18 protein-coding genes are annotated in these 20919 nt (G+C 43.4%); 10 read left to right on the top strand and 8 right to left on the bottom strand.

All coding sequences use genetic code 11. The features are described 5' to 3' along the window. Nucleotides 1–119: 119 nt before the first annotated feature. Together KQH97_RS07110 and KQH97_RS07105 are read right to left on the bottom strand one after the other, a co-directional pair. A complete protein-coding gene (locus KQH97_RS07110) occupies nt 120–803 on the bottom strand; it encodes a DUF4367 domain-containing protein (RefSeq protein ID WP_216553629.1) in 684 nt (227 codons plus the stop codon). Beyond that, on the bottom strand, nt 796–1317 hold the full coding sequence (locus tag KQH97_RS07105) for an RNA polymerase sigma factor (protein WP_216553628.1): 522 nt from the start codon (nt 1315–1317) through the stop codon (nt 796–798). The genes KQH97_RS07110 and KQH97_RS07105 overlap by 8 nt, the downstream gene beginning before the upstream one ends. A gap of 403 nt (nt 1318–1720) precedes the next feature. Between KQH97_RS07105 and KQH97_RS07100 the strand changes: the two genes are divergently transcribed. The 6 genes from KQH97_RS07100 to KQH97_RS07075 all read left to right on the top strand — a co-directional run bounded on the left by KQH97_RS07100 (nt 1721) and on the right by KQH97_RS07075 (nt 7011). Beyond that, the gene (locus KQH97_RS07100) at nt 1721–2200 is read left to right on the top strand and encodes an Lrp/AsnC family transcriptional regulator (protein ID WP_216553627.1); all 480 of its coding nucleotides are present in this window, start codon (nt 1721–1723) and stop codon (nt 2198–2200) included. Then, the gene (locus KQH97_RS07095) at nt 2197–3381 is read left to right on the top strand and encodes an aminotransferase class I/II-fold pyridoxal phosphate-dependent enzyme (RefSeq protein WP_216553626.1); all 1185 of its coding nucleotides are present in this window, start codon (nt 2197–2199) and stop codon (nt 3379–3381) included. The genes KQH97_RS07100 and KQH97_RS07095 overlap by 4 nt, the downstream gene beginning before the upstream one ends. Continuing rightward, nucleotides 3365–4246 carry a 4-(cytidine 5'-diphospho)-2-C-methyl-D-erythritol kinase gene (gene ispE / locus KQH97_RS07090; protein WP_216553625.1) on the top strand — a complete coding sequence of 294 codons (882 nt, stop codon included), beginning with the start codon at nt 3365–3367 and terminating at the stop codon, nt 4244–4246. Before KQH97_RS07095 ends, ispE begins: the two co-directional genes overlap by 17 nt. 13 nt (nt 4247–4259) lie before the next feature. Continuing rightward, nucleotides 4260–5354 (top strand): hypothetical protein, encoded by a 1095-nt coding sequence (locus KQH97_RS07085; RefSeq protein WP_216553624.1) that lies wholly within the window; start codon nt 4260–4262, stop codon nt 5352–5354. Continuing rightward, the gene (locus KQH97_RS07080) at nt 5351–6247 is read left to right on the top strand and encodes a radical SAM protein (RefSeq protein ID WP_216553623.1); all 897 of its coding nucleotides are present in this window, start codon (nt 5351–5353) and stop codon (nt 6245–6247) included. Before KQH97_RS07085 ends, KQH97_RS07080 begins: the two co-directional genes overlap by 4 nt. Nucleotides 6248–6480: 233 nt before the next feature. Beyond that, a complete protein-coding gene (locus tag KQH97_RS07075) occupies nt 6481–7011 on the top strand; it encodes an HDIG domain-containing metalloprotein (protein ID WP_022287950.1) in 531 nt (176 codons plus the stop codon). A 160-nt stretch (nt 7012–7171) separates the two neighbouring features. On the opposite strand, the gene KQH97_RS07070 is transcribed toward KQH97_RS07075, so the two are convergent. The 6 genes from KQH97_RS07070 to rsmA form a co-directional block, all read right to left on the bottom strand. Then, nucleotides 7172–8584: a glycogen synthase gene (locus KQH97_RS07070; RefSeq protein WP_117927006.1), complete on the bottom strand. Its 1413-nt coding sequence runs from the start codon at nt 8582–8584 to the stop codon at nt 7172–7174. Nucleotides 8585–8619: 35 nt separating this feature from the next. Beyond that, nucleotides 8620–9747: a glucose-1-phosphate adenylyltransferase subunit GlgD gene (gene glgD, locus KQH97_RS07065; protein ID WP_117876447.1), complete on the bottom strand. Its 1128-nt coding sequence runs from the start codon at nt 9745–9747 to the stop codon at nt 8620–8622. 17 nt (nt 9748–9764) lie between these two features. Further along, a complete protein-coding gene (locus tag KQH97_RS07060) occupies nt 9765–10967 on the bottom strand; it encodes a glucose-1-phosphate adenylyltransferase (protein ID WP_022287953.1) in 1203 nt (400 codons plus the stop codon). A 35-nt stretch (nt 10968–11002) separates the two neighbouring features. After that, a complete protein-coding gene (glgB, locus tag KQH97_RS07055) occupies nt 11003–13024 on the bottom strand; it encodes a 1,4-alpha-glucan branching protein GlgB (protein ID WP_216553622.1) in 2022 nt (673 codons plus the stop codon). A 242-nt stretch (nt 13025–13266) separates the two neighbouring features. Next, nucleotides 13267–15543: a SpoIIE family protein phosphatase gene (locus KQH97_RS07050; RefSeq protein WP_216553621.1), complete on the bottom strand. Its 2277-nt coding sequence runs from the start codon at nt 15541–15543 to the stop codon at nt 13267–13269. A 305-nt stretch (nt 15544–15848) separates the two neighbouring features. After that, complete coding sequence (rsmA, locus tag KQH97_RS07045) at nt 15849–16709, bottom strand: 16S rRNA (adenine(1518)-N(6)/adenine(1519)-N(6))-dimethyltransferase RsmA (RefSeq protein ID WP_216553620.1); 861 nt, start codon at nt 16707–16709, stop codon at nt 15849–15851. Between the two features lie 768 nt (nt 16710–17477). Between rsmA and KQH97_RS07040 the strand changes: the two genes are divergently transcribed. The 4 genes from KQH97_RS07040 to KQH97_RS07025 all read left to right on the top strand — a co-directional run bounded on the left by KQH97_RS07040 (nt 17478) and on the right by KQH97_RS07025 (nt 20916). Beyond that, on the top strand, nt 17478–17696 hold the full coding sequence (locus KQH97_RS07040) for a YdeI/OmpD-associated family protein (RefSeq protein ID WP_243128156.1): 219 nt from the start codon (nt 17478–17480) through the stop codon (nt 17694–17696). Nucleotides 17697–18107: 411 nt separating this feature from the next. Then, on the top strand, nt 18108–18605 hold the full coding sequence (gene purE / locus KQH97_RS07035) for a 5-(carboxyamino)imidazole ribonucleotide mutase (protein ID WP_041337200.1): 498 nt from the start codon (nt 18108–18110) through the stop codon (nt 18603–18605). 167 nt (nt 18606–18772) lie between these two features. Beyond that, nucleotides 18773–19489, top strand: a complete 717-nt coding sequence (purC, locus tag KQH97_RS07030) for a phosphoribosylaminoimidazolesuccinocarboxamide synthase (RefSeq protein WP_022287346.1) — start codon at nt 18773–18775, stop codon at nt 19487–19489. Nucleotides 19490–19494: 5 nt separating this feature from the next. Beyond that, nucleotides 19495–20916, top strand: a complete 1422-nt coding sequence (locus KQH97_RS07025; protein WP_041337198.1) for an amidophosphoribosyltransferase — start codon at nt 19495–19497, stop codon at nt 20914–20916. Nucleotides 20917–20919: the final 3 nt, after the last annotated feature.

The raw sequence follows: 20919 nt of genomic DNA, 5'->3' as shown, positions 1-20919 counted from the left end.
AGCAGTGAAAATGGCTGATTGAAATACATAAGTTTGTATGTTTTCACAATTGCACGTACTTGTTTTTATTATTATTGCATAAAAATAGTGCACAGAATCACACCATGCACTATTAATTCCTATTTTACAGAATAGTAGATATCCATTATTTCTGATTCAGATATGTCACCACTTAAACTAAATATATATTCGCCATTATCCCACAAAATATTAATGAAATCATCATTTGTGTATATCATAAACTCATTTCCGAATTTATCTGATGAAGTTTTGAAATGACCACGTTCATTATCATAATATGAAGAATAAGAATCCGCTGTATATTGGTCGAAATATATACTCTTTTTCTTATCATCTGAATAATAGCATAATTCAATGTAGTTGTCAGTTGAAACACTTTCGCTTTCATCTAAAACAAAGTCTTCCGGAACAGTAATACTATATTGCTTTTCTATCTTGCTTTTGTGATCGCCTATATCTTTGCTATCATGTTGAACAGATACAACGGTGTGATCATTGAAATTTCGCAGGAAGAAATCTCTTACTGCATTTCTTGCAGGTGCATAGGCGGCAACAGTCGTTGTACCCATAATAGCTGCCGCAATTATGGCAGAAGCGATCCTTCGTCCTGTGGTTTTGATAAGCGGATAATAGATGCGGCTTTGGTTCTTTATGAGCTTTTCTTTTTTGTTCAGATAGTCCTTAGAAAACTCATAATTTTCGTACAATGACAGATCTAGGCTATTTAGTTCGTCGCAATACAAAGGTACAAGCTTTTTTAATTCTGATCGTGTATCACTCATCGTCGTTTATATCCTTTCTGAGTATTTTTCGGGCTTTTTCAAGTCTTGATTTTACTCCGCCAACAGATAGGTGTAGTTGCTTTGATATTTCCTTGACCTTAAAGCCATAGAAATATTTCATCATAATAACGTCACGGTAAATATCAGGCAACTTTTCGACCATATCAGCAACAATAAGCTTTTCAATGTGGTCATAGTCTTCAGATATCTCTTTAATTTTATCATCTATCTGGACATTGATACTGTGTTTGTTTTCTTTTGCAAGAATATCGATACACACGTTCCTATTAATAATAACTGTATAAGCGACTATTTCGGCTGGTTCTAAACTATGAATTTTTTTGAAATTTTCTGCTAACGCCAAAAATGTTTCAAAAACAGCTTCTTCTGCCAAGGCGTTATTATGCAACTTTGACATGGAGAATACGAACAATTTTCTTTCAAGAGAGTCATATATTTTTCTGAACTCTGATTTATCATCATCGTCGATCAGCGTCATACAAACAGCGAGCACTTGATCACCTCTGTCTAATTTTGTAATAAACTTAGTATAGCATTATTTATATATAATTTCAAGGGGGATTGTCTGTTGAATTAAAATCTTGTTGATTGTGAAATGTTTGTTAACATCAACACGGAAGTTGAAATAGCCGTAATTCATTAAGGATTGACGAAACTTCATATCTTGTGTTATACTATTCATGAGAGATAGGCTTCCTTTCTGATTTGAATTTGGTGTGGTAACTTTATTTTATCAGATTTTTGTCTATCTCTCTTTTCTTTTTTCTTAATTTTGTCCAATATCTATTGTAGCACTACAATAAATTACTCACTTCTTACATCACAATACTTGCGTTCATACAGATAATATGTTATAATATATAATGTATATTTATAAATCTAAAGGAGGTTTATTTATGGATCAGCTTATAAAATTACTGAAAAACAACGCCCGTATCACAAACAGCGAGCTTGCCGTTCTTCTCGATAAGTCAGAAGAACAGGTGGCGGCGGATATCGCCAAGCTTGAAGCAGGCGGTGTAATAAAGGGCTATTCCGCGATCGTTGACGAAAGTGCCTATGACCCTAATTCAGTTTTCGCTCTTATAGAACTTAAAGTCACCCCACAGTCACAGTCAGGCTTTGACGAGATAGCAAACCAGATCGCAAGCTATGAGCAGGTGGAGTCCGTCCGCCTTATGTCAGGTGCTTATGATATAATCGTTGCCGTGAACGGTGCAAACATCAGGGATATCTCACAGTTTGTTTCCCAAAGACTTGCAACTATCGACGCTGTCCAGTCCACCGCCACACACTTCGTGCTAAAGGTCTATAAAGACAACGGCATCATGATAAGCACAGATGATAAAGACGAAAGAGGTTTGATCTCCCCATGATAGATTATAATAAAGTGCTTTGCCCTGCCATAAAGGAAATGAAGCCCTCAGGTATCAGAAAATTTTTCGATATCGCACAGCAGCTGGAGGGCGTTATCTCCCTTGGCGTTGGCGAGCCTGACTTCAAAACTCCGTGGCTCATACGTCAGGAAGCTATCTCAACTTTGGAAAAAGGCAAGACCTGCTATACCGCAAACGCAGGTCTGATCGCTCTCCGTGAAGAGATAGCCAAGTATTTTCAGCGTACTATCCACACAAGCTATGACCCTAATAAGGAAATAATCGTCACTGTTGGCGGCTCTGAAGCTATCGACCTTACCATAAGATGCCTTATCCAACCCGGTGATGAAGTCCTTATAGTCGAACCGTCCTTTGTCTGTTATCGTCCTATCGTCTCCCTATGCGGCGGCGTTCCGGTGGTCATAGAAACAAAGGAAGAAAACGAGTTCCGACTTACAGCAGACGAGCTTCGTGAAAAAATAACCGACAAAACCAAGCTCCTTGTCCTGCCCTATCCTAATAACCCAACAGGTGCGATAATGCGCCGTGAAGATCTTGAAGCTGTCGCAAAGGTGCTTAAAGATACCAATATCATGATAGCCTCAGACGAGATATATTCCGAGCTTACATATTCAGGCAAGCATTGCTCTATCGCAGAAATAGAGGGTATGCGTGAGCGTACTATCGTCATAAACGGCTTTTCCAAAAGCTTCGCAATGACAGGCTGGCGGCTTGGCTTCCTTGGCGGACCAAAAGAGATAGTGTCACAAATGCTCAAGCTTCATCAGTATGCTATCATGTCCTCCCCTACTGTCAGCCAGTATGCCGCTATCGTTGCCATGCACAGCTGCCAGAAGGATATAGATGCCATGCGTAACGAGTATAATATCCGCCGTCGCTTTGTGGTGGATTCTTTCAATAAGCTTGGTCTTAAATGCTTTGCACCACAAGGCGCATTCTATGTTTTCCCTTGTATCAAAAGCACAGGCATGACAAGCGCCGACTTCTGCGAAAAACTTGTGTACACCAAAAAGGTAGCCGTCGTACCGGGAGACGCTTTCGGCGAGTGCGGAGAGGGCTATGTGCGTGTCTCCTACGCCTATTCCCTTAACCACCTGAGAGAGGCTATCAAACGTATCGGAGAATTTTTAGAGGATATCAAAAATGGTAACGTGCAGTAATTTAAAAATAAAAGCCTACGGAAAAATAAATCTTGCATTGGATATCGTTGGTAAACGTGATGACGGCTACCATATGCTAAATACTGTCATGCAGTCAGTGTCCTGCTTCGACCTCCTGGACTTCACCCTCTCTGAGGGCGAGGGCATAGAGCTTACCTGCAAACTTGACAGCTTTCCAAAAGGCGAGGATAATATCATCACCAAAGCCTACCATGCCTTTGCCGACTTCACCCATATTGACTTCGACTGTAAAATAACAGTGAATGTGGAGAAAAACCTCCCCTCACAAGCAGGCATGGGCGGAGGAAGTGCAGACGCCGCCGCTACCCTTAGAGCCTTGGACTTCATGTTTGATACAAGGCTCACCGATGAACAGCTCTGCTCCATAGGCGTGGCTCTGGGTGCAGACGTGCCTTTCTGTATTACAGGCGGCACAAGGCTCTGTCAGGGCGTTGGCGAAATAATGAGCAACCTGCCCTCACCCGACTGCGCTTTCGTAATAATAAAACCCGACGTGGGTATCTCCACCCCCGAAGCTTTCAAAAAGTATGACAGCATTTCAAACCCAAAACGCTGTAATATGGACGTCCTGCTGAGATATATCGGCGGCGGAAAGCTTTTCGGCATATGCTCAAACCTTTTCAATGTGCTGGAATATGCCGCCGACCGTGAGGAGATAGCTCATGCAGTGCATGAGCTTAAAAACAGCGGAGCTCTCTCTGCCCTTATGACAGGAAGCGGCTCAGCCGTTTTTGGAGTTTTCCCCGATATCGCTTCCGCACAAACAGCCGCAGAAAAGCTGTCAGGCTGGAGCTATAAGTGCGTTTGTCAGCCTGTAAAACAGGGCTGGGAATTTGTATATTAATGAGGTGAAATAATTGAGCAGAAATAAATGCAGAATTTGCGGATACCGCTTTAAAAGCGATGATGAGATAATTTGTCCTGAGTGCTTCACAGCCCGTGACGAGGATATAAGCTGTAACAGCCTTTCAGATGACCTGCACTCTCATGATCTCCGTGCCGATAACGAGCAGGACGGCTGGTTCGGTCAGTCTGAAAATGACACCTTCAAAGAAGAAAAGAACGATTTCGTTTCCGAGGAACGTAAAGAGGAAGCAAGGGACGAGAATTTCCAAAGCACCTATACCCCACCTAAAAACCCGACCCCTCCCCCAAGCTATTCAGATTCAAGAGCCGAAAAGCTTGCCGCCCTCAATAACTACAACCAACAGCGTGCAAGCTATAACCGCCCAAACAACAGCTCCTATAGCTTCAACGCCACGAACATAAACCACTCTAACAAAAAGAATGGCGGCAAAGGCTGTGCCACCGCCGTTGTGGTCATAATAATCCTTATGGCTATCCTCCCAACTATCATAGGCTTTGTCTCATCAAAAATAATTTCAAGCAAATATGACGACTATAACTATGACTACGATTATGACGATACCTATAGTGAAGCCGAAGATGACTACACCGACCATTCCAACCTCTATGTAGCGCAAGACGCTGAGGACGGTACCTACAGCGTTCAGTATCAAGGCTATACCCTCACTGAACGTAAAGTAAGCGACCTGACCGATGAGGAAAGAAACTCCCTTTCAGGCGGCATTATAAACGGTGACACAGTATGGGAAATAGACCTCGACCTTGATGTTAATATCAGCGATAGCAACAGACAGGTAAAATTCACCTTTGCCTACAACACCGCCTATGACGAAAACGATAATTCGTTTTTCTCAAACAACTTCTACCCCGGTGAAAGCGACTACGACGACGATATGACCTATACGATCAAGTTCCTCGTCCCAGCCGATTCAAAGCGCACCACGTTCACAGCCTGCTTCCAGAACGACGATTTGATAACAGATTCATTCCAGTTCAATATCCCGCTTGACGAAAACACAGACTCATCAGGCGACCTATCCTCTGACTCCTACACCAAAATAGGCAGAGTTGACACAGCGGCATGAACGATATTCTAAAAAGCTGTACCCTCTGTCCAAGAGAGTGCAAAGTGAACCGATACGAGCATAAAGGCTTCTGCGGTGAAACTGCCAAAGTAAGGATAGCCCGAGCCGAGCTTCATATGTGGGAAGAACCTTGTATCAGCGGCACAGAAGGCTCAGGAACAGTATTTTTCTCAGGCTGCTGTCTGAAATGCTGTTTCTGCCAAAACTACGAAATATCCGCTCAGGGCAAAGGCTTTGAGCTTACTGAACAAGAACTTGCAGACACTTTTCTGCGGCTTCAATCGATGGGCGCAAACAACATAAACCTCGTCAATCCCACCCATTTCGTTCCGCAAATAATCAAAGCGCTCGACCTCTGTAAAGATAAGCTCACTATCCCCGTGGTCTATAACAGCGGCGGTTATGAAAAGCCCCAAACGCTGGAGCTTCTTCGTGGCTATGTGCAGATATTTCTACCCGACCTTAAATATTTTGATCCTACACTTTCGGATAAATATTCCAAAGCCGCAGACTATTTTGAAAACGCCGCTGCTTCAATACATAAAATGGCGGAGCTTTCAGGCAAGCCAACCTTTGACGAAAAGGGCATAATGCGCAGCGGCACAATAGTCCGCCACCTTGTCCTCCCTACCCACCGTAAAGACTCCATAAAGCTTATGGAGTGGCTAGGCAAAAATTTTGCCAAAGACGAGATAATGATAAGTCTTATGAGCCAGTTCACCCCAGTGTATAAAGCCTTTGACTACAAAGAGCTTTGCCGTAAGACATCAACTTTCGAGTATAACACCGTCATTGACGCCGTGAACAAATATGGTTTTGAGGGTTTTGTCCAAAGCCGCACATCCGCCGCCAACGATTTTATCCCCAAATTTTATGACGAAAAATACTACTGATATGCAATTTTTTTATCGGACTGCCATGCTAACACAGACAGCCCGATATTTTTGTAATAAAATTGTTATACATTCCCTATTGACATTTTGAACAAAAAAGTTTATAATGTTAATGTAAGTTTGGTAAAACAAACTTGAATGGGGTAACTTATGGGGTAAACATTAGTCACCAACCGTAAAAAGGGCAGCAAAATTGCCGCCTGCATATAAGTTATCGAAAAGAGGTCATGCAAATGTCAAAGGCTTTCGGTTCAAGATATTCCATTGAAAATTCCGAGGAAGCAAAGGAGTATTTTGAGTTTGTAAAGGACCTGCTTGACAGCGATGTTGTAAACGAAATGAAAAATTTTCGTCATCACTATAGTACGACTTGCTATCAGCATTGCATCAATGTATCCTACTATAACTATCTCGTTTGCAGAAAATTGGGACTAAATTCAAGATCCGCAGCAAGAGCAGGTCTGCTTCACGATCTGTTTCTTTATGATTGGCGGGATCGTGAGAAGAAAAAAGGCGAAATGCCTCACGGAATGACCCACCCAAAGGTCGCACTCAACAATGCGAAACAGCATTTTGAGATAGGCAAGCGTGAGGAGGATATGATAGTCAAGCATATGTGGCCGCTGACCCTAAAATTCCCTAAATACGCTGAATCTTACGTTATCGTGTGTATCGACAAATACACCGCAATGTTGGAAATAGGCTCTTATTTGGGTCAGAAAATGAAAGAAAAAGCGAAAGCAATGCGAACAAAACAGCATTAAACCAAAGCGGACAGGCACATACCTGTCCGCTTTCAGTTTGTTGACAAATTCCTAAATAAATGTACAATTGATCGTACTCTTATATAAATGCAAAAAGACCGCCCCTAAGATAAGGGACGGTCTTTCCCGTTTATCAGGCAAAATAAACGGATATTGGTGTTTAGTGAATGTCGTTGTAAAGTGCAATGTAATCCTTGGCGGACTTTGTCCAACTGAAATCCTGCTTGAGCGCAGTGTTCACAAGCCTGCCCCACTTCATCTTGTCATCATAGTATGCCCTGGCTCTAACAACAGCGTCAAGCATATCATGTGCGTTGTAAGACTTGAAAGTAAAGCCGTTTCCACTCTTGTCGCCTGCGTCATGGATACTGTCTCTCAAACCGCCTGTCTCTCTTACGATAGGTATAGTACCATATCTCAGAGCGATCATCTGAGCCAAACCGCAAGGCTCGCTCTGCGACGGCATAAGGAACATATCCGCACCAGCGTATATCTTCTTGGACAGCTCAGGCACAAAACCAATGGTCAGACCCACTCTGTCAGGATAACGATAATGCATTTCGCTGAAAAAGTCCTCGTATATCTTCTCGCCCGAACCAAGAATAGCAAACTTGCAGCCAAGCCTGATGATGTCCTCAAACACATACTTGATAAGGTCAAGACCCTTGTGTGAAACAAATCTCGTTACGATACCGATAACAGGCTCTTTTCCATGTGCCATGCCAAGCTCGCTGAGCAAAGCGTGCTTGCAAACAGCCTTGCCCGTCTTGTCATTTAAACTATAATTCTTAGCAATAACAGGATCAGTTGCAGGATCATAGATCTTCTGATCTATTCCGTTGAGTATTCCGCAAAGCTTGTATTGCTTGTTCACAAGCTCCCTGTCAAGGCCATGTGAATACCATGGATCAAGTATCTCCCAAGCATAGCTTGGCGAAACTGTCGTCACCTTGTCAGCCGTTTCAATAGCAGCCTTCATAAAGTTCACATCGCCGTCATATGAAAGCAGATCCGTATGATAAAGCGGAATGCCCATAATATCGTTGATAAGTTCTAAGCCATATTGTCCCTGATACTGAATATTGTGTATGGTAAATACCGTCTTGATATCCTCATAACCCTGCTGATAGCGGTAGAAAATATCATAGTAAACAGGAACAAGTGCCGTCTGCCAGTCATTGGCGTTTATAACATTTGGCTTAAAGTCGATGTATCTTAGCAGCTCGAGAACTGCCCTTGAGAAGAATATAAATCTCTCAGCATCATCATAAAAGCCATACAGACCGTTTCTCTGGAAGTAATACTCATTATCCAAAAGATAATAAGTCACTCCGTTCACAACGCCTGTAAAAACGCCGCAGTATTGATTTCTCCATGCCACCGGCACAGTGAAATTCGTAACATATGTCAGCTTGTCCTTAAGCTCCTGCCTGATAGAGCTGTAATAAGGTATCACGACTCTGCAATCGTGACCCTCGGCATTGATAGCCGCAGGCAGTGAGCCTGCAACATCAGCCAATCCACCTGAAGCAATAAAAGGCAAAGCCTCACTTGCAGTATAAAGTATGTTCATATCCGAACCCTCTTTCCTAAGTCATTGCGACCTTTTTATACAGAAGCTCCCTTTCCTACATACATAGGATACTGTGGCGAGCTTGTAAGGATATGGTTTTCACAGATAGAAACGTTCTTGTCTGTGATAAGATAGTTAAGCTCAGCATTGTCACCAACAACAGTGCCCTGCATAAGGATACAGTTCTTGACCTTTGCACCCTTGCCTACCTTAACGCCTCTGAACAGTACAGAGTTCTCTACCTCGCCCTCTATGATACAGCCGTCAGCAATAAGAGAGTTTGATACCTTGCTGTCCAGATCGTACTTAACAGGAGCATTGTCGCTTACCTTTGTGTAGATAGAACGCTTTGGAACGAACAGCTTGCGTGCATTCTCAGGTTCAAGCAGAGCCATGTTTGACTTAAAGTAGCTTTCAGGGCTGTTGAGCTTGCTGAAATAGTTATCGTACTCGTAGATCTTTATCTTAAGCTCTCTGCACTTCTCCTGAAGAATATTTCTCTCAAAGCTTACATTTCCTCTAGCCATTGCGTCATTAACAGTTTCAATAAGGAAATCCATTGACATAACGAACACATTAAGGCTCGTTGTGCAAGTTCCGCTGATGTCAGGATTGATAAGAACAGAGGTTACGTTCTTGTCAGCGTCAACGTTGAATACAGTTGAGGTCTTGATATCCTCAGAGCTGTAAACGCCAGTGTGTGCAACAGCAGTAATATCAGCACCGCTCTCTATATGAGCCGCAACGATAGGCTTGTAGTCAATGTTTGTAACAACGTCGCAGTCTGAAAGGATAACATATTTAGCTCTTGAGTGCTTGATAAAGCTCATCGCACCATAAAGAGCCTCGATCCTGCCTCTGTAAAGAGTGCTTTCAACGTTGCCGAATGGAGGCAGAATGTAAAGTCCGCCCTTTTTTCTTGCCAGATCCCACTCTCTTGCAGAGCCGAGGTGATCCAGAAGTGACTGATAGTTAGATTTTGTTATAACACCGACCTCGCTTATGCCGCTGTTTACCATGTTAGACAGTGGGAAGTCGATAAGGCGGTATCTTCCGCCGAACATTACAGAACCCATAGTTCTGTTCTTTGTCATGTCGCCAAGAGTCGTGTCGTGCATATTAGCGAAAACAAGACCCAGTACGTTACCCATATTTACATCCATGTTTACTCGGTCCTTTCTTAGATATTCTCGTAAATTATTGCCTTTGGTGCAACAACACTGCCGTCAGAAACGGTCAGGTTATTGCCCACTACAGCAACGCCCCATGAGTCCTTGTCCTCGATAGTTTCAGGTCTTGCACCGATCTGAGCGTTCTCACCGATAACAGTGTTCTCGCCAACGATAGCATACTCGACCTTTGCACCCTTCTTGACAACTGCGCCAGGCATAAGGATAGAATCCAGTATCTCAGCGCCCTCCTCAACAGTAACGCCGTCAGAGATCATTGAGAACTCTACAGAGCCGTCGATAACGCAGCCCTCTGTTACCATAGAGTTCTGTACCTGAGCGTTCTTTCCTATGCTCTGAGGTGGCATAACAGGGTTTCTTGAGTATATCTTCCAGCTTGTGTCATAAAGATCGATAGGAATGTTAGGATTGATAAGGTCCATATTTGCTTCCCAAAGAGAGTCGATAGTTCCAACGTCCTTCCAGTAGCCGTCAAAACGATAAGCCACAAGCTTCTCGCCTGCTTCTCTCATGTCAGGAATAATGTTCTTGCCGAAGTCCTTTGAAGCTTCCTTGTCGTTCTCATTGGCGATAAGATAAGCTTTCAGCTTCTTCCAAGTGAATATGTAGATACCCATTGAAGCAAGAGTTGAACGAGGATTCTTTGGCTTCTCCTCGAAGTCGATGATGTTGTCGTCCTCGTCGGTTATCATGATACCGAAACGTGAAGCCTCTTCCTTTGGAACATCCAGAACAGCGATAGTAGCGTCAGCGTTCTTAGCCTTGTGATATTCCAGCATCTTGTTGTAATCCATTTTGTAGATATGGTCGCCTGAAAGAACAACAACATACTCAGGGTCATATCTGTCTACAAAAGCGATATTCTGATAAATAGCGTTTGCAGTACCCGAATACCAGTCAGCGCCTGAAGCTGTCTGATAAGGAGGAAGCACATGAACGCCTCCGTGTATTCTGTCAAGATCCCAAGGCTGACCGTTTCCAATGTACTCATTGAGTACCAATGGCTGATACTGCGTCAGCACGCCCACTGTGTCGATACCTGAATTGATACAGTTCGAGAGAGGGAAATCAATGATACGATACTTAGCACCGAAAGGTACTGCCGGTTTTGCAACGCTCTGTGTCAGGGCATACAATCTGCTTCCCTGACCGCCTGCCAGCAGCATTGCAACACATTCTTTTTTGTTGAACATAATTAATTCACCCACCAATTTTTATTAAGTCTATATTACTCAGCCTTTTTAGCTGTGGACTTCTTAGTTGTTTTCGCCTTAGCGGCTTTCTTGACAGCAGTTTTCTTAGCCGCCGTCTTTGTCTTTTTCTTATTCTCTGCCTTTTTCTCAGGCACAGGTCTTTCCTCTTTCTTCACCGTGAAATACATACAGGAGAACGCAGGAATGTCGATACAAACAGACTGATCAAAGCCGTGCATCTTCTCATCAACAGCCTTTACAGTGCCGTTCGTGCAAGGGGATCCGTCAACAGAAGACGAGTTGAACACCTCTGTATAGCAGCCCCAGTAAGGAACGCCAAAGCAGTATGACTTTCTTTCCACAGGAACAAAGTTGCACACAACGATGACCTCTCCGCCGTTTTTGTCAAAACGTCTGAAGATGATGATACTCTGCTTGAAATCGTCATTTGATATCCAGCTAAAGCCCTCCCAAGAGAAATCTCTCTCCCAGAACTGAGGGTGGTCAAGATAGAAGTGATTGAGGTTCTTGGAGTAGTTCAGATAATTGCGGTGGTTCTCATATTCGTCCACCATGAACCATTCCAGACCATTCTCGTAATCCCACTCTCTGAACTGAGCAAAATCAGCACCCATGAACAGAAGTTTCTTACCCGGGTGAGCCATCATATAAGCCATGAACAGCTTGCACTGCCTGAACTTATTGTCGATATCTCCACCATACATTTTATTTACCAATGAAGCCTTACCATGCACCACCTCGTCATGAGAGATAGGCAGAATAAAGTTTTCAGAGAAAGCATAGAAGAATGAGAACGTGAGCATATCATGATGAAAAGCTCTGTCAATAGGGTCAAGAGCCATATATTTGAGCATATCGTTCATCCAGCCCATGTTCCACTTGAAGTTGAAGCCAAGACCGCCGTCGCTTGCAGGCTTTGTTACCATAGGCCATGAAGTTGACTCTTCGGCTATCATAAGGGTATTAGGGTTTCTTCCGAACACAGCGGTATTGAGATCCTTGAAGAACTGAACAGCTTCAAGATTTTCCTTTCCGCCGAACTTGTTAGGCGTCCACTCTCCGTCACGTCTGTCATAGTCAAGATAAAGCATAGACGCAACAGCGTCAACTCTCAGACCGTCAACGTGATATTTTTCTATCCAGTAAAGAGCGTTTGAGATAAGGAATGACTTTACCTCGCCCTTTGAATAATCGAAAACTCTCGTTCCCCAAGTGAGGTGATCTGCCTTTTTCGGGTCAGAGTATTCATATGACGGACCTCCGTCAAACTCGAACAGTCCTGCTTCATCTCTAGGAAAATGCGCAGGCACCCAATCTAGGATAACGCCTATTCCCGCCAAATGGAAAAGGTCTATCATTTTCATGAAGTCATAAGGCGTTCCGAAACGTGAAGTCGGCGCAAAATAGCCGATACCCTGATAGCCCCAAGAGCCGTCAAAAGGATATTCCGCCAACGGCATAAGCTCGATATGAGTATAGCCCATTTCCTTTATATAAGGGATTATAGTATCTGCAAATCTAACATATGAGAAATATTTTCCGTCAGGACAAGCCTTCCATGAATTGAGATGTACCTCATAGATATTCATAGGACAATTGTAGATATCCTTAGACTTCTTCTCGGTCATCCACTTTTTATCGCTCCAAAGATAATCGTCTATATCGAAAACCTTTGAGCCGGTGTTCGGAGCGACCTCCATGTGTGTGCCGTACGGATCAGCCTTATAATGGGTCTTGCCGTCACAGCCGTGGATACAGTATTTATATGTATCATAAGTCTTAAGCCCTGTAACAAAAGCCTCCCACACCTCTGAGTCGTCTATCTTCTCCATTGGAGTGGCATTTTCGTCCCAGTCATTGAAATCTCCCACAACAGAAATGCCCTCAGCGTGTGCTGCCCAGACTCTGAAATAATATCCTTCTACGCCGTCTTTCTCTCCTTTATGGCAGCCAAGAAACTTATATGTTTCGCAGTTTGTGCCATTGTGGAAAAGATAGAGCGGCAGTTCATAATCCTTTGGAATAATATCTATCATAATTCAGCCTCCCTCGTCTTTTTGTGAAAACCGCTGAATAATTTCGGTGTTTCATATTTATATTTTAATCTTTTTTGAACAAATTTGCAATAGTTTTAGTAGTTATTCTCGTATTCGCACATATTTCAACAGACGATTTTATATATTTTGCACAATAGATTTTATATAATAACATAGAAAAAGTAAAGTCAAAGTATACAAAAGTAAAAATCACAGGCAAAAGTCGGCCAAGTCATTTACATTCATTTTTCATTCTCGTCACGAAGGAAAATTTTTGCGGCAATAATAGTTATATCGTCACGCCTGCCTCCTGTTCGCTGAGCAAGCGCCTTTGCGCCAAGCGCCGTGACTATCTCCTGAGCGTTCATTCCGTTACAGCGGAGTATCTCTCGTGCTGTAGCGTCCTCGACACCGTCTGAGGTCATAAGCAGAATGTCCCCGTCAAAGAGCTTAAGCTCGCTCACATCAGGAGTACACTCCGCAAGTATCCCAGCAGGAAAAGCCTGTCCGCCGATAGCTTTAAGACCGCCGTCACGGAAAAGAAAGCTTTGCGCCGCACCCGATTTCAGAAACTGCACCGTTCCGCCATTAAGCTCCAGCCGCATTATATCAAGGGTCGCAAAAGATTCCTCCCAGCCCTTAACTCTCAGCATGGAATTTATAAGCCTATGGGCTGTCTGCATAGACATTCCCGATCGTATGAGCCTTGTAACAAGACTTACAGAAAACAAAGAATCCAGTCTTGCTCTTTTTCCTGTTCCCATGCCGTCTGAAAGGACGATATACTTTTCGTTGACGCTTGAATCGAAGACTTCAAAGCTGTCCCCCGAATATTCTCCGCTTGACGAAGCTGAAAAGCTTTTTATATCAACTGTGAATTTCGGTATTTCCGCAAAGGACATTCTGGTTATATTATCCACCTTGACTATCACAGGCATATCAAGGTCATAATCTATCATTTCTGAAAGCGTTGCTGTGAGCCTTACAAGGTCGCCCCTGAACTGTGCCGTAATGAAAACGTCCACACGCTGACAAAGGTTTTCGTCTATGTAAACGCAGGCTTTCACATTTGGATAGCCAAGGTTTGAGAAATGCTCTCTTACTCTTGCTGAAAGCTGAGGATCAACGCTTCTCACCTGACCTGCCCTGAAAGAAAGATCGGATAAGATATCCTCCATGGAGGAAAGCTGTTCGCTTAAAAACTCACGCATTTCACGAACTCTCATGCTGTCGGCACGTTCTGCCACAAAGTCGGTATACAATTCATTGAAGCTTTTGCAAAGAAGCGACTTCCTCACACAGCCGCCCAAATGCTTTTCAACGTCGTCAAGGCTGAGGTTATTATATGTACAAACTATGCTTTCAAGCTTTGAAAAGCTGTCATCAAGCTGTACACAACGCTTACTGCACACTGAGTACATATCGCAATCGGTACAAACAACAGATCGTACACGCTTTGACAGAGTAGCTTCCTTTGAGCGTTTATCTATCGCCGCAGTGACCATTGTAAGCTGACCTCTGATACCGCCCAGAGTTCTCGAAGCCATATTGAGCTTTGAAGAAGTGGTCTGCCCTACAAGGTCAACGGAATTTTTCACTCCCACCACTTTTTTTGCCACCCTTTTTATCACAGGAACAGGCAGGGCGATAAAAAGCACAGAGCCTATAAGCAAATCAGCAAACATTGAAAATGTATCACCGTTCACGCCCATTGCCACAAGGCTCACAAGTGAAACCGCAAGGAAAACAAGCACTATCACAAGAGAGCCGAATTGCAGAAAAGCTCCGCAGATAAGTCCTGACGTGGCAAGCAAAAGTGTATTTCTCGCAAGTGACGGAGTACAAAGGAGTACACCGCAGGTGGTCAATGCACCAACAACTGCACCGCCTATATTTCTATACTTTCGCACTGCCATAAGCATAAACAAAGTGCCTGCTATCCTGCCAAGATTCACCACATGGAGCGGTGCGGCAGTGATGGTCGAGATAAACATAATATAAAGTATAGCTGTGAAAACTCCGTTTATTCCTGTGAGGTCAAAAACACCGCTTCGATTTCTTTGACGTTTTACAGTCAGTGCAATAAAAACAACACAGCCACACATGAGCGAGCTTATCATTCGCAGTGAAGCCGTATATGTATCCGACGGCATTGCCACCGACATTACACAGCTGAAAAGAAGCATTGCTCCTGTTGTGAGGAGCGACACAAAAACGGGGTCGTCCTTATGGTCGGCAGAGGGCATCACAAGCCTTACCGCCCCTATAACAAGTATCGCACAAAGCTGAACGATACCCTCTGAGAATGTTCCGCTTACAAAATATGCAAGTGCAGAGCCTAAAAAAGCAGGTATCACATTAGTTCCCGAAAGCACTGCCACCGCCACGTTCATTGACGAGGGGAAGCCTAAGATCTTTCCGAAGCTTGCTGTAAACGCTGCTGCCGCCGATAAAACAGCCATAAGTACATTCGTTTTGCCTGAGGTATGAAATTTTGCCGTATGCCGTATTTTTTCCATTGCTTATCACGTCCTATGTTTCCAAAATGTAATAATTACATTTTAGCAGGACTATCAAGCGAAAGGTGTCGCAATATGGGCTTGAAATTGAAATACTGACCAAATTTACGGACAGATCTCAAAGCCACTCCCATACATCTTTTGAAAAAACACAATCAATGTTTGCGTAATAATTAATTTGAGATATCCGAAGAACGGGACGTCGCATTTCTGCTTGCAGAAATTGAGCCGCTCCCCTACATTTAATGTGCGGATAACGCAAGCAGATGTAAATGCAGGGTTTAGTTGTACGAAAATATGTACAATTAGATAAGCTTTCTAAGGGCTTCGGAAAAGGTTATGAATTGTTCCATGGAAAGCGCTTCAGGACGGACGGAGGCAGGCAGGTCGCTTTGCTCTATCGCCTGATTCACTATGGATTTATCTATGCCCATTGATGATGATACGGAATTTGAGAGGGTCTTTCTTCGCTGTGAAAATGCACCCCTAGCGACTTTAAAAAAGAACTTTTCGTCCGTCACGCCCTCGGGGGTCTTATCACGTATATCGAATCGCACCACGCAGCTGTCAACATTAGGCGAGGGCATGAAGCTTCCTCGTGATACGTTGAAAAGCAGTTTCGGTACAGAAAAATAATTTATTGCCACTGTGACTGCTCCCATATCTCTTGTACCCATAGTGGCACAAAGACGTGTGCCTGCTTCCTTCTGCACCATGACGGTAACAGACTTTATGGGCAGACGTTCTTCAAGGAGCATCATCAATATGGGCGAGGTTATATAGTAAGGTAGATTTGCACAAACGGCAACGTCCATGCCCTGAAATTCCTCGGCAATAAGCTTATGGAGGTCAGTTTCCATGACGTCGGCGTTTATTATCTTCACATTGTCATATTCTGCAAGAGTTTCTGCAAGGACCGGCATAAGCCTGTCGTCAATTTCGATAGCCACCACCTTGTCGGCACGCTTGGCAAGCTCGTTTGTGAGAACGCCTATGCCTGTGCCTATCTCGATTATGCCGAAGCCTTTTTTTGCATTGCCCATTTCGGCTATCTTGGGGCAAACAGAGGGATTCACTAAGAAATTCTGACCGAGAGCCTTGGAGAAAGTGAAATTGTGTCTTGCGAGAACATCTTTTATCACACTTATATTAGAAAGATTATCCATTTATTAATACACCTCAGATTAACTGATAAATCGACAAAAAATTAACAAAATAATTATATCATATTAACAAAAGATTGTCAACTGATTTGGAAAAGAATAATATTCCAATGAAGTAAGGAAAGACCCAGCGAAGCGATTCTGTGGCAAGATAAACTATCCCGAATATCTGTAGGGGCTTGGCGAAATTTCTGTTCGCAAGCTCACAGAAATACGACAGCCCGTTTCGAGGGAGTTGCGATGTTTGGATTTTTCACTAAGTTGAGTGGGGGAACGAAACGGGCGAACGCTGTTCGCCCCTACCATGCGTTGTGTGGTTGTCATGGTTTGTGGGATAAACAATAATGCAATGCGAAACGTTGAGGTGGCGGGACGTCGAGGGCGCCGTCCCCTACAGATTTGTTGACGTGGGGGGTCGTGTTTCAGTCGTTTTTTATTCAATTTTCAAGCTTCAAACAAGGTGCAGGAAGTGCTTTTCTGTGCGATCAGAACCTCTCATCGTGTTCACCTAACTCACGTTGACAAAATGTTTCCTCATACACTGCTACCTTGCAGGATATTCGATTTGGGATAATATCCTTATACTTATCCCGAAAATCACCACTTTTGTTGCATAAAAAATGCAACAATTGCAGAAATGTTGCCAAATTAAAAGATAAATCATTTGTTTGCACAAATTACGATGTGATAAATTGTGCAGTATCACATATAAGATCGTAAGGGTTTATTATTTTTATTGCCCGGGAAATAATATATGCGGAGGTGATAAAAATGAAAAACAACTCTTTTGCTCACGGGCAGGAATTGCCGCTGGGGCTGTCTATGGCTCTTGCTCAGGTGCCTGCGGCATATGCTTACTTCGCTAAGCTGGATCCGCTTCAAAGACAGCAGATAATCGACTCGGCACACTGTATTCGCTCCAAAGAGGAAATGCATGATCTCGTCAACAGCTTGTCAAACGGTCAGATCACTGATACAAGTATTTTCTGAACAAAAAGTTAATGTAGACAAATTTCACAATAAATCAAAGATTAATTGATATAAATTTTATATAAATATGTGTTGAAATTTATCTATAAATATTGTACAATATTATTGTAAGGCTTTGTATGCTGTTATGGAGAAAATCAGTAAAAAAAGCTTTCGCAGACAGTTTTGCTCCGCTTTACTGTCTGGTAATATTGTGCAGTATTTTTTGTATGTATTCAGGAGAGATGTATGACTGAAATGTGCTGTTTTTCATCAATTACATATTCTTTTATGGGTAGGTCTTTAAGTATAATTGCGTCCTGCCTTGATTTTTTGCACTCTAACAATCTAATTATGCACTGACTAAAACTGCAACGCCATTGTTGCAGTTTTTTATTTGTAATTTTTTGTTTTACTTGGAGGTATAAATTTATGAAAAAAGTTGCGGTAATAATGGGTTCTGACAGCGATTTTCCTGTTGTCAGCAAGGCTGTTGCTGAACTTAAAGCTTATGGTGTTCCTTACGAATGTCACGTTATGTCTGCTCACAGAACGCCTGCGCTTGCAAGCGATTTTGCTGACAAGGCTAAGGAAAACGGCTTCGGAGTTATAATCTGCGCTGCCGGAATGGCGGCTCATCTTGCGGGAGTTATTGCAGGTCACACAACGCTTCCTGTTATCGGTATCCCTTGCAAGGGTGCTAACTTCGACGGCATGGACGCTCTGCTTGCTACCGTTCAGATGCCTAGTGGTATCCCTGTTGCCACTGTCGCAGTTGACGGCGCTAAGAACGCTGCTATACTTGCTATTCAGATGCTTGCTCTTTCTGACGAGGGTCTGGCTGAGAAGCTTGAAAAGGCTAAGCAGGATATGATAGACGGCGTTGTGGCTAAGGACAAGGCTTTACAGGACAAGCTTGCTGCACTTTGATTTTTTGATACAGACATATAGCTCGGCTGTATGTTATATTTGATATATCGGGGAAGTTCTGCTGTCGGCGGGCGAACGATGTTCGCCCCTACATATTAAAACAGCAGTGGATATGTTTTCGGTGTATCATATAAATAATGTAAATAATTTTATGGAGGAATAAATCTATGGAAAACATTGTAAAGACAGAACAGCTCTATGAGGGCAAGGCTAAGAAAGTATTCGCTACAAACGACCCTGATCTTGTTATCGTTGATTACAAGGACGACGCTACTGCTTTCAACGGCGAGAAGAAAGGCACTATCGTTGGCAAGGGTGCTATCAATAACAAAATGACAAACTATATGTTCAAGCTTCTTGAAAAAGAGGGTATCCCTACTCATCTTGTTGAGGAGATCTCTGACAGAGAGACTATCGTTAAGAAGGTCGAGATCGTTCCGCTGGAAGTTATCGTAAGAAACGTTGCAGCAGGAAGCTTCTCAAAGAAGCTCGGTATCGAGGAAGGCACAAAGCTCAAGCAGCCTACACTTGAGTTCAGCTACAAGTGCGACGAGCTTGGCGACCCATTCATCAACAAGTATTATGCTCTTGGTCTTGGTCTTGCTACTGAGGAAGAGATTGAGGATATCACAAAGTATGCTTTCAAGGTAAATGAGTTCATGCTTGGCTTCTTCAAGAACATCGGCATTGACCTTATCGACTTCAAGATCGAGTTCGGCAGATTCCACGGAAAGATACTTCTTGCTGACGAGATCTCACCTGATACTTGCCGTTTCTGGGATTCTAAGACACATGAGAAGCTCGACAAGGACAGATTCAGAAGAGACATGGGCGGCGTTGAAGAGGCTTACCATGAGATGATAAAGAGAGTAATGGGAGAATAATTTTTATGGGCGGTTTTTTCGGAGCTGTTTCAGCTAATGACTGTATTCAGGACGTTTTCTTCGGGACCGACTATCATTCACACTTAGGCACAAGGCGGGGCGGAATGACTTCATTCTCCCCTGAACTTGGCTTTCAGAGAAATATTCACAGCATTGAAAACTCACCATTTCGTACTAAATTTGAAAAAGACGTTGACAAAATGAGAGGAAACATCTGTATCGGCTGCATAAGCGACACAGATCCTCAGCCGATAATGGTACGCTCGAAGTTAGGACTTTACGCAGTGTGCTCTATCGGTGTAATACAAAATGCCGCTAAACTGGCTGACGAACTGCTTGAAAAGGGCTGCGCAAACTTTGAGACAATGAGCAGCGGCGCTATCAATTCCGCAGGGCTTATCGGTGCGCTGATCGCACAGAAGGACAGCTTTGTTGACGGCATAAGATACGCACAGGACAAGATAGAAGGCACGATGTCACTTGCAATAATGACAGACAAGTCGATGATCGTTGCCAGAGATAAGGACGGACGGCTTCCTATTATAATAGGACAGCGTTCTGACGGATATTGCTTTTCTTTTGAATCATTTGCATATCAGAAGCTTGGATACTCCACCTGTCACGAACTAAAGGCGGGAGAGATAACTGAGATAACCAAGGACGGCTACAATATCCTCAGCGAGGGTACAGACAAGAAAAAGATCTGCACTTTCCTTTGGACTTATTACGGCTACCCTACCGCTTGCTATGAGGGCGTGAACGTGGAACTTATGCGAACACGCAACGGCGAGATAATGGCGGAGAACGATATGAAAAACGGCAGACTCCCTGACGTTGATTTCGTTTGCGGAATACCTGATTCGGGTGTTCCTCACGCTATAGGATATGCAAACAAAAGCGGCATACCTTTTGCAAGACCGTTCATCAAGTACACTCCTACATGGCCTAGAAGCTTTATGCCAACAAGCCAGTCTATGAGAAACAGAGTTGCGAAGATGAAGCTTATACCTGTTCACGAACTTATCGAGGGCAAGAAGCTTCTGTTCGTTGACGACAGTATCGTCAGAGGAACTCAAATGAGGGAAACTGTTGAGTTTCTTTATGAGAACGGTGCAAAGGAAGTCCACATGAGATCAGCCTGTCCTCCTATCATGTATGGCTGCAAGTATCTAAACTTTTCACGCAGCACCTCGGAACTTGAACTTATCGCAAGACAGATCATTGATGAGAACGAGGGTATCGAGGGAGTTAAATACATTGAAGAATACAGCGATTCAAGCACTGAGCGTGGCAAGCTTCTCAGGGACGAGATATGCAGGAGACTTAAGCTTACCTCTGTTGAATTCCAGTCGCTTGAAGGCACTGTAAAGGCTGTGGGTCTGCCAAGCTGTGAGCTTTGCACCTACTGCTGGAACGGAAGGGAATGATTT

The sequence above is a fragment of the Ruminococcus sp. MSJ-25 genome, assembly GCF_018917825.1.
GTDB classification, from domain to species: Bacteria; Bacillota; Clostridia; order Oscillospirales; family Ruminococcaceae; genus Hominimerdicola; species Hominimerdicola aceti.
Note: the sequence above shows the minus strand (reverse complement) of the source record. Positions and strands in the feature narration are given on the sequence as shown.

Coding starts and splice junctions, on each gene's coding strand:
- KQH97_RS07110 (WP_216553629.1), bottom strand. CDS start 803: ATGAGTGATACACGATCAGAATTAAAAAAGCTTGTACCTTTGTATTGC.
- KQH97_RS07100 (WP_216553627.1), top strand. CDS start 1,721: ATGGATCAGCTTATAAAATTACTGAAAAACAACGCCCGTATCACAAAC.
- KQH97_RS07095 (WP_216553626.1), top strand. CDS start 2,197: ATGATAGATTATAATAAAGTGCTTTGCCCTGCCATAAAGGAAATGAAG.
- ispE (WP_216553625.1), top strand. CDS start 3,365: ATGGTAACGTGCAGTAATTTAAAAATAAAAGCCTACGGAAAAATAAAT.
- KQH97_RS07080 (WP_216553623.1), top strand. CDS start 5,351: ATGAACGATATTCTAAAAAGCTGTACCCTCTGTCCAAGAGAGTGCAAA.
- KQH97_RS07075 (WP_022287950.1), top strand. CDS start 6,481: ATGTCAAAGGCTTTCGGTTCAAGATATTCCATTGAAAATTCCGAGGAA.
- KQH97_RS07070 (WP_117927006.1), bottom strand. CDS start 8,584: ATGAACATACTTTATACTGCAAGTGAGGCTTTGCCTTTTATTGCTTCA.
- glgD (WP_117876447.1), bottom strand. CDS start 9,747: ATGGATGTAAATATGGGTAACGTACTGGGTCTTGTTTTCGCTAATATG.
- KQH97_RS07060 (WP_022287953.1), bottom strand. CDS start 10,967: ATGTTCAACAAAAAAGAATGTGTTGCAATGCTGCTGGCAGGCGGTCAG.
- glgB (WP_216553622.1), bottom strand. CDS start 13,024: ATGATAGATATTATTCCAAAGGATTATGAACTGCCGCTCTATCTTTTC.
- KQH97_RS07050 (WP_216553621.1), bottom strand. CDS start 15,543: ATGGAAAAAATACGGCATACGGCAAAATTTCATACCTCAGGCAAAACG.
- rsmA (WP_216553620.1), bottom strand. CDS start 16,709: ATGGATAATCTTTCTAATATAAGTGTGATAAAAGATGTTCTCGCAAGA.
- KQH97_RS07040 (WP_243128156.1), top strand. CDS start 17,478: ATGAAAAACAACTCTTTTGCTCACGGGCAGGAATTGCCGCTGGGGCTG.
- purE (WP_041337200.1), top strand. CDS start 18,108: ATGAAAAAAGTTGCGGTAATAATGGGTTCTGACAGCGATTTTCCTGTT.
- purC (WP_022287346.1), top strand. CDS start 18,773: ATGGAAAACATTGTAAAGACAGAACAGCTCTATGAGGGCAAGGCTAAG.
- KQH97_RS07025 (WP_041337198.1), top strand. CDS start 19,495: ATGGGCGGTTTTTTCGGAGCTGTTTCAGCTAATGACTGTATTCAGGAC.